The following is a 13,843-nucleotide window of genomic DNA, read 5'->3' on the forward strand; positions in this document are numbered from 1 at the left end:
TCGCGTGATGGTGACAATTAAGTTTGAGCAACCTTCTTGGTGGCAGATAAACGTAAGAAGCCTAAGCTATGAAAGAAATATTAAAAAATTTAGTTGAAACGACTACGCTTCCTGAAGATAGTTATCTTGATCAAGATGCAGAAATTCTAGAAATTTTTGTTGAAGAAATAGAAGAAATCTTCGTTGAATTAAGTACTTTATTTACAACTTGGTTGGAAAATCCGAATGACCAAGAAACTTTAACGACCATTCGCCGTCATTTTCATACCCTTAAAGGTTCTGGCCGTATGGTTGGAGCAAAATCTGCGGGTGAGTTGGCATGGGCGGTTGAAGATACTTTAAATCGGGTTATTTCCGGCACAGTACCTTTGGACAGCACAGTTCAACGATTTGCCCAAACTGTATTTAATATTTATCAATACAAGTTATACCCAATTTTTAAAACTGTTCAAAATGCTGATATCGACTTAAGACCTTTAGTATTATTGGGGCAGCAAATTCAGCAGCAGGTCAGTTTAGAACCTGCACTAGAAGAATTGCTTGAACTGTCTAGCACACTGACCAGTGTCAATAGTCTTACTGGTCTGGAATTGCAGGATCAATCATTTAGTGAAGCAGCGCCTGAAATGGCAATCGAAACTACTGCTACAGCAGCGTCAGTCGCAGCAGACGACAACAATGATATTGAAGAAACGGTCGCGATCTTTATTGAAGAAGCAGAAGAACATCTGCTCACGATTGACCAGTTCCTGAAAAATGAACAGGAACAATATCAGGATTATAATGGCCTGATCCGTGCCTTGCATACCTTGCGTGGCAGCTCTTCTATGGCACATATTGATCAGATTTTTGCAGCCAGTACCAAGGTTGAAAACTTATTTAAAACACTTTTACAAGAAGAAATTGTCTCTACCTCCAGCCAGACTGCGTTGCTAATTCAATATGCTGAATTTGTCCGTGATTATTTACATACTTTAAGACAGGGTCAGACTCAGAAACTTGATGCGATATATGCCACCTTTAATTCGGCATGGGACGACTATGGTTTCAGTTCTGCAGAAGTGGATGAGGACGTTAATCCGCAAGGTCTGGTGTCCAAACTGGTCGAATTGAATATTGATTTACTTCTGGATGCCGAATTCGAATTTGAAAAACGTGCCAAAGTAGAATATCCGGAATACATTCAGGCCTTAAGCCAGCAGGCACAGCAATTATTGGACAATACTGATAATCGTGCTGCGATGGGCATCTATCAATTTACCCATGAATTGAAGTCTGGCTATGAAGCTCTGGTATTAAAACCGGAACTGCTCAATATCGACTATGCATATGATCTGTTTGGGCAGGCACATCAAGAGTTCATTCATCTGTTTGATACACTGGCGGCAGGTCAGCGCGTTATTTTAACGGAAGATATCCAGAAAGTTCTGAATGATCTGGCAGCCTTTGTTCAGCAGGATCTTGAACAGTTCGAAGTTCAGGAACCGAATCCTGAAACTCAAGCTGAAGCCTCACCAGCTGCTGCTTCAGGTATTGTAGATCTGGCACAGATTTCACAAAAAATTGGTTCAGACCGCGAACACATGCATGCTGCTGATGCAAATCGTGATTTTGATGAAGATTTGTTGGATATCTTCCTGGAAGAAGCAGAAGAATTACTGGGCGGGATCGATCAAGACTTGAATACCTGGTCGAAAGATCCGTCCGATACTGCAGCACTGAATAATTTAATGCGTTATTTGCATACCCTTAAAGGGGGTGCCAATATGATTCAGGCGACTCATATTGGCTTAATTGCGCATGAATTGGAAAGCATTTATGAACGCGTGATCCGTCATCAAATTGAGGTCAATCCACAACTCATCAGTATTATTCGCTTAGTACAAGATGATGTATCAGACCGTATTCAAGTCATTCGCGATGAGCAGATTGATTATTCTGGTGCTGAATCGATTGAAATTTTGCGTAATATTCAGGCGATCGCTCAAGGTAGTGTGGCTGTAAGCACCGCAGTTGCGGAAGTCGAAGTTCAGGCTGAACCTGAAGTTGCAGCTGAAATTGAAGAACTTGAAACTGCAACGACATTAGAAACAGAAATTGAACCTGAGATTCAGCTTGAAACTGAAGTGGAAGCTAAAGTCGAAGCTGAAGCAGCTGCTGAAGTTGCCTTGGCAACTCCAGACCATGTTGAAGAGCCAGATGACAGTATCCGTTTAATTGCAGAAGAAACCTTCTGGGAAGAAGCAGAAGAAATTCTGGAGTCTACAGATAGCCTGTTGAAACAGTGGTTTGAGCAGCGTAGTGACCGTAGCTTGCTGCTTCAATTACAGCGTGCAGCCCACAGTTTGAAAGGTGGCGCACGTATGGTGGAAAATGAACCGGTAGGGGCAATTGCTTACCAGCTGGAAACCACCTTCGAACGCTTTGCGGTGCATCAGTTCAACTCCAATGTTTATGACCTGTTATTGCAAACGACTTTGGCATGGTTAAAGCAGGCCATTTTCGAGCATGATTACAGTAATTTTGACAGCGTCAAATTAAGTTTAGAGTCGATTGAATTTGTTGATGTCATTGCGCAGTTACCTAAGCGCGTGGCCGAATCCGATACGCTGTCTACGGCTAAAGTCTTTGAATTTGTTCAGGGTGATGGTACCGAACCTCCAGCAATGATGGGTGAGTGGGATACAAGTAATCAACAGGACAACAGCAATGAAATGATCCGTATTTCTGCCGATCTGGTCGAGAAAATGATCGACTTGTCTGGTGAAAATGCGATTAACCGTTCACGTATTGAAATGGACTTGGGACAGTTTAGTAATACCCTGAACGAAATGGAACTGGCAATCAAGCGTCTGGCTGACCAGTTACGTCGAATGGAAGGTGAGCTCGAGTCTCAAATTATTGCCAAACATGGTGATAATTCACGTTATGCCGATTTTGATCCCCTGGAGATGGACCAATATTCATCATTAAACCAGTTGTCAAAATCGCTGGCGGAATCTGCATCTGACTTGGTCGATTTCAAGACGACCCTGTCAGAAAAGATTCGTGATACGGAAGGTTTACTGTTACAACAATCCCGTATTCAAGCCGAGATTCAAGAAAGCCTGATGCGTACCCGTCTGGTACCATTTGATCGTTTATTGCCACGGTTACAACGGATTGTGCGTCAAACCTCATCGACCCTGAACCGTCCGGCCGAGCTGGTGGTGCAAAACACCGAAGGTGAATTGGACCGTAACATTCTAGAGCGTCTGGTTACACCGTTCGAGCACATGCTGCGTAATGCGATTGACCATGGTCTGGAAGACACTCACGTACGACATGAGTTACAAAAGCCTGAAGTCGGGAAAATTGTTCTCAATATTAGCCGTCAAGGTACAGATGTACTGGTGTCATTCAGTGATGACGGTAAAGGGATTGATGAAACAAAAATTAAAGAAAAAGCACTCAGCTTGGGTTTAATTAAAGCCGATCAATCCATGGATAAGCAGGAAATCCTGCAATTAATTTTCCATCCTGGATTTACTACTGCCAAAGAAGTGACCCAAATTTCCGGACGCGGTGTAGGTCTGGACGTGGTGCAAAGCGAAATTAAGGCGCTGGGCGGGCATATTTCCATCGATTCTGAATTGGGTAAAGGGACCACCTTTACCATTCGCGTACCAACTACGGTGGCGGTGAGTGACGCCTTGATGGTTAAATCAGGCGACCAGCAGTTTGCGATTTCACTGGCACAAATTGACCGTATTGTACGTATTGCACCATCAGCACTGGAAAAATATTTCAACAGTAAAGACGACTTCTTTAAAATTGATAACACCAGTTACAAACTGCGTTATTTATCCGAATTTGTGTCCAATCAGCCTTTACCACGTTTAAGTAATGTTGCCCATTCTTTACCTGTATTGCTGATTAAAGGCAATAGTGGTCAAACTATTGCACTACTTGTGGATCAGCTGATTGGTTCGCGTGCACAAATTGTGGTGAAACCGATCGGTCAGCAATTCTCAAGTGTTGGCGCTGTTGCCGGAGCGACTATTCTAGGTGATGGTCAAGTCTGTCTGATTCTGGATGGTCAGAATATTGCCCGACAAATTCAGAACACCCAACGTCTTAAACATGTGTCTGATCAACGTGAGCATTCGCGTTACAGTAATACACGCCGCCTGATCATGATTGTGGATGACTCGGTGACAGTACGTAAGGTGACCTCACGTTTACTTGAACGTCAAGGCTTTGATGTGGTGACGGCCAAAGATGGTATTGATGCCATGGAGCAGCTGGAAAATGTCAAACCAGACTTGATGTTGCTGGATATTGAAATGCCGCGCATGGACGGTTTTGAAGTCACGAATCTGGTTCGTCACCATGACGTGCATCAAAACTTGCCTATTATCATGATTACGTCAAGAACAGGCGAGAAGCACCGTGAACGTGCATTCAGTCTTGGGGTAACGCACTATATGGGTAAACCGTTCCAGGAAGCGGAATTGCTGGAAAATGTGGAAAGTTTGTTAGAAATCAGTCAGGGATAACTCAATGAGCCAAAATAGTGTTTCAAACTCTGCTGTTGACCGAATTTCACAACAGGAGTTACACCACCTTATTACGGTATCTACCGGATTTATCGATACCTATATTATCGATTGTTATGGTAAGGAAGCGATGATTCTTCCGCAAAACATTGTCTTGTCTGCGCTGGATAGCGCTACACAGGTGCCTTTTGTGGAATGGCATGAATTGAAGCTGCCAGTGTATGCTGTGAATGATCCGGAGCGCAAAACGGGTGTAGCATTGGTCATTGAAGGCGATGATGTCAGTCAGCGTTTTGCCCTGATGTGTAATGAGATGCCAAAAACGATTCGTCTGCGTATTTCTGAAGTGGTAGATGAAGAACGCACGGCAACAGACCCTGATGTATTCCAGTATGTACGGATGGGAGATCAGGTGTTTTATGTGCCTAATCTCGAACACATTCAGTCTTCTTTAGGATTGTAATGTTGAAGCATTTATAAAAGGTGGGTAATAAAAAAGGAACTGTTCAGTTCCTTTTTTATTTTATGTGGTTACTGTTTTAGCGAGCTAATAAGCCTTCTAGAATTTGTTCGTAAATTTCAGCAAGCGGTTCCAGGTCAGCAACATTTACATGTTCGTCAATTTGATGGATGCTGGCATTTAATACACCGAGTTCCAGCACCTGTGCACCTGTAGGGGCAATAAAACGACCGTCGGAAGTACCGCCACTGGTAGAAAGTTCAGTTTCAATACCGGTGACATTACGAATGGCATTTTTAGCAGCATTGACCAATTCGCCTACTGGGGTAAGGAATGGCAAGCCAGATAATGTCCATTCAATATCATAATCAAGATTATGACGGTCTAGAATTTCTAAGGTACGTTCTTTTAAATGTTCAGCAGTCACTTCAGTTGAATAACGGAAGTTAAATAAAAGATTCATACTGCCCGGAACCACGTTAGTTGTACCGGTACCTGCATTGATATTGGAAATTTGGAAAGATGTTGCAGGAAAATATTCATTGCCATTGTCCCACACCGTATCGCACAGTTCAGCCAGGGCTTTAGAGGCAGTATGAATCGGGTTGATGGCAAGGTGAGGATAAGCCACATGTCCCTGTTTACCTTTCACGGTTAATTTAGCATTCAATGAACCACGACGACCATTTTTGACCACGTCACCCAACTGTTTGGTACTGGATGGTTCACCAACCAAACACCAGGTCATTTTTTCATTACGGGCTTCTAAAGCTTCCACAACTTTCACGGTACCGTTAATGGATGGACCTTCTTCATCGGAAGTAATGAGAAATGCGATAGAACCTTTATGGTCTGGGTGTTTTGCCACAAAACGCTCTGAAGCCACTACCATCGCTGCCAGTGCTGTTTTCATGTCGGCACTGCCACGTCCATACAGTTTACCATCGCGAATTTCCGGTACAAAAGGGTCCGAATTCCAGGCATCTAAACTCCCGGTAGGTACCACATCGGTATGGCCTGCAAAACATAAAACAGGTGCTTCAGTACCTTTACGTGCCCACAGATTGTCCACGTCTTCAAAACGCATCGGTTCAATATTGAAGCCGATTTTTTCCAGACGTTCCGCCATGATATTTTGGCAGTTATGATCGATTGGTGTTACAGAAGGCTGACGTAGCAGTTGCAGGCTTAAATCAAGGGTAGCGGAAGAGGTCATGCGATTTTCATAAGTCGATAAATTTGTCTGCACTATAATAGGCGAATATGTCCTTGAATGTGAATGACTGCCCTAAAATTGGCATAAAAAAACCCTATCTTGGATAGGGTTCTGTGTGCTGAAGACAAACTAGTTTTTGCGGATTTCCTCAGAAGTTTTTTCTGCAGTATCGGTTACAGCCTCTCCAGCTTTAGATACATCTTTACCCATACCTTTAAACGTATTACAGCCAGTTAAAGCAAATGCAATAATGAGGGAAGCAGCAAGAATTTTTTTCATCATCATCTCCAAGTCATTCATTATTTTGATGTGAATTCAGGTTAATTAATACACAGTCTAAACAATAGGGTTTTTTGATGGTAGAAAAGTAAGCATTTGTTATAAAAATAGACAATTCTCATAAAATTGGCGATGTATTGCTTGAGAGAGTAAAGGTGGATTGCGGTACATATAGAAATTATTTTGATCTTTTTGCAGATATAAGCCGTTACTCCACCACTGTGCGGTATCGCTACTGATATGCTGCTCTGGACAGATCCATTCGAGTCGCTGTAAGCGGTAAAATTGAGCATTTTGCGGAGGAATATCGCTTCCCCAACAGCCTAAACGTCGCTGTCGATTGACCCAGTTGGGAAGGCTGTTTGTTGTGCTTCCAATAGGTAGATAAAGTTGCCCTTTGAGTACTGCGAAACGCTGCTCAATGTTGTGTTCCAGTGCATCCTCAAACTGAAACTGCTTTTGGCTAAAGTGATTTAATTTTCGCAATAAAGTATCGCTGCGGTTTAAGCCATACCAGTAGGGCAAAGAACAATCCCGTTCTGCCAGATAATATTTTAAAGCCACTTCCCAGTGTTCAATGGCTTGGGTTTCGGTATTCAATAACAGAAAATCGAGTTCACCCAGAGTTCTGGGTCCTGCAATTTTCTGAATGCTATGACCGATTAACTGATACGGATGATAGTCTTGGTCGAGCAACCAGAACCAGACCAGCATTTCAAAACGCAGACCCAAACGTGTACTTTTCAGCTGCTGTAAAAAGCTTTCTAATTCTTGTGGATGCTGATCTAAATAAAGCAATCTGGAGTGATAATTCTGAAAATGGCTACGCCATACGGCATCATCATGAAATTGAAAAGCATGCTTGAGTACCATTTCGGACGGGATGTGGGATAAAATATTTGGACTGCATACACAAAAGGCCAGTTGCCGAACCAGTAAATTTTTAAATTGCAGCCAGGGTTCTTCAATATGAGAGACTTGATTTAAAGCAAACATAGCAACCCCGGGCGATAAATTAAAAAGTGCAGAATGACAACGGATAATATGCAAAAACACTTTATACTACCGCAATTAGTTGTATAGGGTAGTGCTATGAAAATGTTGTTTTGGCGAAGTTTAGTGATGATTTTTGTCATCCTGGGCTTTATCGGGGCACTTTTACCGGGTATGCCAACAACAGTATTTCTGATTTTAGCTGCCTGGTCGGCTTCGAAAGGCTGGCCGCAAATGGATGCCTGGTTGCTGAATCATCCTAAATATGGGGCGACCTTAAGGGCATGGCGTGAAAATGGCACCGTACCACGCAAGGCAAAATGGTTCGCCACTATCATGATGATGATCAGTGGAATCATCATGTTATTTACCAATGCACCGCTTTTGGTGAAAATCTTCACTGACCTGACCATGCTGACAGTGGCCATCTGGTTATGGCTACGTCCTGAACCTTCAGCAGAACCAATCAAAGATGGTGAGTGATTTTGTTATGGCATATTCTTTAGAACAGGCGGATATATGGATTGACTTAGCTGAGCAAAGTTTGATCTTACCGAAACATGACAAGACTTATGTCATCTCTACAGGCAAAAACGGGATTGGCGAGCAGGAAAATTCCGGCAAGACTCCTCGGGGCTGGCATAAAGTGGCGCTTAAATTTGGTCATAATGCTCCGAAAAATGCGGTGTTTAAAGCACGGCAGCAAACTGGTGAAGTCTATGATGCAGCATTGGCTGCACAATATCCTGAACGTGACTGGATTTTATCGCGTATCCTTTGGTTAAGTGGTCTGGAAGAAAATTTTAATCAGGGTGAGGGCTGTGATACCTTTCAGCGTTATATCTATATTCATGGCACCCCCGATACAGAGCCTATGGGGATTCCGTTGTCACATGGCTGCATCCGGATGCGTAATAAGGATGTGATTGAATTATTCGAACTGATCACTGAGGATGCTTTGGTGTTTATTTCAGAACAGCGTTTGAATTTGAAGGATGGTACACAGGCAATCGCCGATTAATAATGTGATAAAGTATTAAAAGCTTAATACCCAGCTGAATATATAGCAGATAAAAAATGGCGGTATTCGCCAGCAGTTCAAAAAATATTGCAATATTTTGCTTAAAAATGACTCGGTGATTTTTGGGTTTTTACGGAAAATAGTAAATAAGTTATCGAAATTGTTTGTTTTTATAGCAAACAACCTATTTTTTAATCACTCAAACGTAAAAAACCAAAAACAGTCAGAAAAGCGTTTGACAGTCTGTCAGGATTCTCTATAATGCACCTCATCAAACGATGAAGACGTTTAAAGGGCGCTTAGCTCAGTTGGTAGAGCGTCTGCCTTACAAGCAGAATGTCGGCGGTTCGATCCCGTCAGCGCCCACCAAGCTCTTTAGCGTTAAGACACTTTAGTGCAGCGGTAGTTCAGTTGGTTAGAATACCGGCCTGTCACGCCGGGGGTCGCGGGTTCGAGTCCCGTCCGCTGCGCCACTTCAGTTCTTAATATTCGTTTGCCACAATAGCGACATTGTGTAAGTGCAGCGGTAGTTCAGTTGGTTAGAATACCGGCCTGTCACGCCGGGGGTCGCGGGTTCGAGTCCCGTCCGCTGCGCCATTTACATGATAGACCTTTTGAGGGCGCTTAGCTCAGTTGGTAGAGCGTCTGCCTTACAAGCAGAATGTCGGCGGTTCGATCCCGTCAGCGCCCACCAGATTTTTTGCGATGCAGCGGTAGTTCAGTTGGTTAGAATACCGGCCTGTCACGCCGGGGGTCGCGGGTTCGAGTCCCGTCCGCTGCGCCATCCTTAGAATCGAAAATGCAAGACCCTTTGAGGGCGCTTAGCTCAGTTGGTAGAGCGTCTGCCTTACAAGCAGAATGTCGGCGGTTCGATCCCGTCAGCGCCCACCATATCTTTTAAAGATATTTTCTTTTTTAGATATAACTACTTAGAAATAAGTATCGTGATGCAGCGGTAGTTCAGTTGGTTAGAATACCGGCCTGTCACGCCGGGGGTCGCGGGTTCGAGTCCCGTCCGCTGCGCCATTTTTAAAATGTCTTAAATCCCTGAGTTTAAGATATCAATACCAAGACTACGCACTTCGCTTGTCTTGCGTCATAAAAAATAACGATGTTATTTTTACTCTTCAGGGCGCTTAGCTCAGTTGGTAGAGCGTCTGCCTTACAAGCAGAATGTCGGCGGTTCGATCCCGTCAGCGCCCACCATATATTCTCCTTGATCAAATTCTATTTTTCTCCTAAAATCCTTAGTTAATAATAATTTTAACTATTGAAAAATCATGAGAAATCCATATCAACGCAAGGCTGCGTCTAAGACCCAAAATAATACTTATAATGCCCAAGAAATCTATAAAAAATTTGTTGAAATGATTGTAGGCCAAGGTTACGTCCATGCCCTGTATGATGATGGTTGGGCATTATGTGCAACGCCTACCGGTCAGCGTGCATTTGCTATTTGGCAAAGCAAAGGGCTGGCAAAATTGCTGGTGAAAGACAATTGGGCAAATTATCATGTTGAGAATATTTCACTTAAAGATTTTGTTGAAAAAGTCATTCCTTTTTTACGTCAGGAAAGTACCTGTGTATCGATGGATTTGACACCAGAAGGGCAAAATGTGCTGGTGGCACCAGAAAAATTATTATTGGATATCAAAAATTATCTGTATCAGATTTACCTGCAAAAACCTGAATTGTTTAAAGATGAAAAACTGCCTTTACCCCGTAGCATTCGTTTGAACTGATTTTAGTATTCCTGTAACAGCCAGCCACTGATAAAGGCAAAATATTCGCGTAACCAGGAGTTATAGCGAATATAAAGCGGTGTTGGGGCGCTAAGGGTAAATATCTGCTGATAACCTTGATGTTTAGCAATGGCTTTGGCACGTAAAATATGAAAGTCACTGGTGACAATGACAACTGGCTGCTTTAGGGAAATATGCTGCTGTGCCAGTAAAGGCTGCACATTACGCAGATTTTCTGCAGTGCTGGTACTTTTAGCTTCTAACAGAATACGTGATGGATCAATATGATGCTGTTGTTGCAGATATTCAGACATCACTGTTGCTTCAGCAATTTGTTCTTTAAATCCTAAACCTCCAGTCACGACCAGCACGGTTTCCGGGTAACGTTTGGCATAGGCAGCACCAACATCTAATCGCTGTTTTAAGGTGGGAGAGGGATGACCCTTTTCGATTCCACTGCCCAGTATAATGACTGCAGAGGCGGGCTGAACTGTATTGGACTGCTGAATGCTATATAGCAGATAACTGAAAAATATCACCAATGTGCTGAGCCAGAGAAAAAATCCCGCCCATGCACAGCGCCATAAAGTCTGTCTTAATTGCGTGCGCTGAATAAAGCTTTGAATCCGGTTAAAAAACAGGGCATAGAGCATGAGTCCAATACCGATGATCAACGGAAGAATAATGCCGAGATGAATTTTATCCAGTGACAGTAACCATAAGCCATCGAGAGTCAATATACTGCCGATAATCAAGCTCAGGTGACGTTTGAAGCTGCTGGACATAAAATTACTCTGGGTGAATGTTGTTGCTAGTTTAAACAAATTGGATACTTTAAGTATAAAAAAACCGGGTTCTGAGACCCGGTTTTTTTATTGACTTCAATGATTAGTAGACATCACGACGATAACGTCCATCTTGGCGTAGCTGGTCAACTACAGCTTCACCCAGAATGTCGGTTAAAGCCTGATCGACATCGCTGGCCATACCGTTGATGCTACCGCACACATAAATCACCGCACCATTCTTAACCCAGGCTTTTAGTTCCTGTGCCTGTTCACGCAGTTTATGATGTACATAGACTTTTTCTGCCTGATCTCGTGAGAAAGCCAAATCCAGGCGTTGCAACATGCCAGTGGTTTGCCAGGCTTCAATCGTGCTCTGATAGAAGAAGTCATGTTCACGCTGGCGTTCACCAAAGATCAGCCAGTTTTGCGTATAGTTCTGACGGATACGTGCATGTAGCAAGCTCATTAATCCTGCAAGACCGGTACCGTTACCAATACAAATGATAGGACGGTTGTCATCAATCAGGTGGAAAGATTCATTGTTACGGATATGCAGCGCAATCTTGCTATTTAACGGGGCATGCCGAGTCAGCCAGCCTGAACCCAGACCCAATTGGCCTTGAGCATCGGACTGTTGGCGCACCACTAAACGCAGAACTTGCTGTGAAGGAATACTGGCAATGGAATATTCACGTGAAGGCAGCATCGGAAGTTGCTCCAGTAAATGATCCATATTGGCAAAAGGTTCAACTTCACCGGTCAAATCTTTGTTCCATAAGGCCTGCTCAATATTTATATTTAAGGAATCGACCTGAGTGTTCGGCTGAATTTGATGCTTTTGCATAAATTGGGCAATACGTTCAGCACTGTTACCGGGTTGAATCTCGGCGATATCACCGGCTTGCCAGCTCACTTCATGATCCGGCTTTAACTCGATATTAAAGGCCGGGGCACCGAGGCTGTTCGGGTTGAGCAGATCACGTTGGGTTAAGGTCCAGCGATCGAAGGTTTTTTCGATATTCATGGTTTGTAACTCATGTTGAGTCACGTTGGCTAAAGCGCTATTCCATGCCTGAATCTGCTCTTGATTGGCATTATCCACTTCAATGATATTAAATAGCTGCTGCGCACCGTTCTGTTTTAACCAGTTATCAACTGCATGGCCAAAATGACAGAAAGTGTCGGCATATTCGTGAGAACCCAAGGCCAATACTGCATAGTGCAGATGGCTTAAATCAGCTTTTTTGCGCAGTATTTTTTTGGCAAAACCCGATGCTAAATCAGGTGCTTCACCGATACCGTAAGTACTGGCTACAAATAAAACCTGTTCGGTATTTTTTAAATCATCCAGACTTAAATGTTGTACAGATTTTACGCTCACAGGCTGATGAGCCTGTTGCAGGCTTGTTGCTGTACGCCATGCCAGCTGTTCTGCCTTACCGGTTTGTGACGCATAGACAATCAGCCAGGGTTTTACATTACCATCAATATTAACCGCGGTTAAGCCATGACGTGCAGCTTGGGTCAGTTTCTTCTGTTTGCGACGTTTCAGGTAGAGCATCCAGCCTGTAACAAAGAACAATGGCATACTCAGAGCAGCCAGCATAGCCAAGAACTGGTAAACCGGACCAAAGAAGCTACCACGGTGCACCGGCAGCATGCTACTCATGATTTTTTCATTGAGTTTTTTATTTTCGTAAAGTTCCATCTCTTTAATGCTAGATGCTTGATAATCAAATATGGCTTTGTTGCGTGCACGTTCGTGTTGCGGAATGGCATCGACAAAGCTAATTTCAAGTTCACCATTGGCTTTTTTCGGGATATTCAGGGTAATGCTTGAATAATCACGGTCCACTTGAGCATTAAAGCCATTCCAGCTTTGACTAAGAGCCAGATGGATCTGTTCCGGGCTTAAGCCTTTTTTCTCGCGTTTTTCACCACGCTGAGGTTTAGCGGCTTTTTCAGGGTTGCTTGTAGCTGTATTAGGTAGTGCTTCGCTCGAACCCTCGCGGTTACCGCGTGCTTCACCACCTTTTGGCGCTTCAGCTTCACCCTTGGCTTGCGGTTGTTCAACACCCATCACGGTATACAAGCCGCTACGCCACCAGCCATAAGACCAGGTTAAACCGGTACAGGCGATAATCAGGAAGAAAATCACCACCCAGGTACCCACAACCGCATGTAAGTCCCAAAGGAAATTACGACCTTTCAGTTGTGGCTTAAGCATGAACCACTGTTTAATAGAATGCTTTTTCGGCCAGCGCAGATATAGACCACTGAGTACAAAAAAGATCAGCATGAGGGTACAGGCCCCGGTGATCTGCTTGCCGACGGGTCCAATGGTTAAATTGCGATGCAACTGCTCGATAAACTTGAAAAATTCTCGTCCTTTAATCTCAGGTAACACTTCGGCTGTGTAAGGGTTAATCATCATGGTATAGCCTTTACGTGCACCTTCTTTGACAATATTAATGCTTGAAGATGCTGTCGGGTCTTTGGCTATGGTGATGCTATTAATTTTCATTTCCGGATCAGTTTTTTGAAAATGCTGATACAGTTCGGCAGGGGTTAATTTATCTTGTTTTTCAATCTGGACGGTATAGCTAGCCGGATTGAGCCATTTCTGGATAGGCTGTTCATATGAATAAATGGCACCAGTTATCCCCATAATGGAGAGGATTAACCCGGCAGTAATACCAAGAAACCAGTGAATCTGGAAAAAGATTTTTTTTAACATAGCTGAAAAAACAGGGTGAGAAACAGAATTAACCTGAATTATAGCTGAACTTTCCCAAAATGATATCGA

General features: G+C 43.4%; 10 protein-coding genes and 8 tRNA genes. 13 read left to right on the forward strand and 5 right to left on the reverse strand.

Annotation, left to right across the window (positions count from 1 at the left end):
• Window positions 1-68 precede the first annotated feature (68 nt).
• Together FTT87_RS09965 and FTT87_RS09970 are read left to right on the forward strand one after the other, a co-directional pair.
• Window positions 69-4,538 (forward strand): Hpt domain-containing protein, encoded by a 4,470-nt coding sequence (locus FTT87_RS09965; RefSeq protein WP_180042432.1) that lies wholly within the window; start codon window positions 69-71, stop codon window positions 4,536-4,538.
• Between the two features lie 4 nt (window positions 4,539-4,542).
• Entirely contained in the window at window positions 4,543-5,001 is a 459-nt protein-coding gene (locus FTT87_RS09970) for a hypothetical protein (RefSeq protein ID WP_086195982.1), read from the forward strand.
• Between the two features lie 76 nt (window positions 5,002-5,077).
• Here FTT87_RS09970 and dapE read toward each other — a convergent pair whose 3' ends face one another.
• The 3 genes from dapE to FTT87_RS09985 form a co-directional block, all read right to left on the reverse strand.
• Window positions 5,078-6,214 carry a succinyl-diaminopimelate desuccinylase gene (gene dapE / locus FTT87_RS09975; protein WP_180174809.1) on the reverse strand — a complete coding sequence of 379 codons (1,137 nt, stop codon included), beginning with the start codon at window positions 6,212-6,214 and terminating at the stop codon, window positions 5,078-5,080.
• 129 nt (window positions 6,215-6,343) lie between these two features.
• Entirely contained in the window at window positions 6,344-6,493 is a 150-nt protein-coding gene (locus FTT87_RS09980) for an entericidin A/B family lipoprotein (protein WP_086195980.1), read from the reverse strand.
• 99 nt (window positions 6,494-6,592) lie between these two features.
• Window positions 6,593-7,489, reverse strand: coding sequence for a DUF1853 family protein (locus FTT87_RS09985; RefSeq protein WP_086195979.1), 897 nt, complete (start codon window positions 7,487-7,489; stop codon window positions 6,593-6,595).
• Between the two features lie 96 nt (window positions 7,490-7,585).
• Here FTT87_RS09985 and FTT87_RS09990 point away from each other — a divergent pair, with 96 nt between their 5' ends.
• From FTT87_RS09990 to FTT87_RS10040, 11 genes are all read left to right on the forward strand, one after another.
• The gene (locus tag FTT87_RS09990) at window positions 7,586-7,969 is read left to right on the forward strand and encodes a YbaN family protein (protein WP_086195978.1); all 384 of its coding nucleotides are present in this window, start codon (window positions 7,586-7,588) and stop codon (window positions 7,967-7,969) included.
• Window positions 7,970-7,976: 7 nt separating this feature from the next.
• On the forward strand, window positions 7,977-8,507 hold the full coding sequence (gene elsL, locus FTT87_RS09995; RefSeq protein ID WP_086196101.1) for a cell wall-recycling L,D-carboxypeptidase ElsL: 531 nt from the start codon (window positions 7,977-7,979) through the stop codon (window positions 8,505-8,507).
• A gap of 293 nt (window positions 8,508-8,800) precedes the next feature.
• A tRNA-Val gene (locus FTT87_RS10000) sits at window positions 8,801-8,876 on the forward strand.
• A gap of 27 nt (window positions 8,877-8,903) precedes the next feature.
• A tRNA-Asp gene (locus FTT87_RS10005) sits at window positions 8,904-8,980 on the forward strand.
• 47 nt (window positions 8,981-9,027) lie between these two features.
• A tRNA-Asp gene (locus FTT87_RS10010) sits at window positions 9,028-9,104 on the forward strand.
• A 21-nt stretch (window positions 9,105-9,125) separates the two neighbouring features.
• Window positions 9,126-9,201 (forward strand) — tRNA-Val (locus tag FTT87_RS10015).
• 13 nt (window positions 9,202-9,214) lie between these two features.
• Window positions 9,215-9,291, forward strand: a tRNA-Asp gene (locus tag FTT87_RS10020).
• 31 nt (window positions 9,292-9,322) lie between these two features.
• Window positions 9,323-9,398: transfer RNA gene (locus FTT87_RS10025), tRNA-Val, on the forward strand.
• A 58-nt stretch (window positions 9,399-9,456) separates the two neighbouring features.
• Window positions 9,457-9,533, forward strand: a tRNA-Asp gene (locus FTT87_RS10030).
• Between the two features lie 104 nt (window positions 9,534-9,637).
• A tRNA-Val gene (locus FTT87_RS10035) sits at window positions 9,638-9,713 on the forward strand.
• 74 nt (window positions 9,714-9,787) lie between these two features.
• Complete coding sequence (locus tag FTT87_RS10040; RefSeq protein WP_086195977.1) at window positions 9,788-10,249, forward strand: DUF2750 domain-containing protein; 462 nt, start codon at window positions 9,788-9,790, stop codon at window positions 10,247-10,249.
• Between the two features lie 2 nt (window positions 10,250-10,251).
• On the opposite strand, the gene FTT87_RS10045 is transcribed toward FTT87_RS10040, so the two are convergent.
• Together FTT87_RS10045 and FTT87_RS10050 are read right to left on the reverse strand one after the other, a co-directional pair.
• Window positions 10,252-11,034: a YdcF family protein gene (locus FTT87_RS10045; protein WP_086195976.1), complete on the reverse strand. Its 783-nt coding sequence runs from the start codon at window positions 11,032-11,034 to the stop codon at window positions 10,252-10,254.
• 103 nt (window positions 11,035-11,137) lie between these two features.
• Window positions 11,138-13,774 carry a sulfite reductase flavoprotein subunit alpha gene (locus FTT87_RS10050; protein ID WP_180174810.1) on the reverse strand — a complete coding sequence of 879 codons (2,637 nt, stop codon included), beginning with the start codon at window positions 13,772-13,774 and terminating at the stop codon, window positions 11,138-11,140.
• Window positions 13,775-13,843 lie beyond the last annotated feature (69 nt).

The organism is Acinetobacter sp. YH01022, from assembly GCF_013420235.1.
Lineage (GTDB): Bacteria > Pseudomonadota > Gammaproteobacteria > Pseudomonadales > Moraxellaceae > Acinetobacter.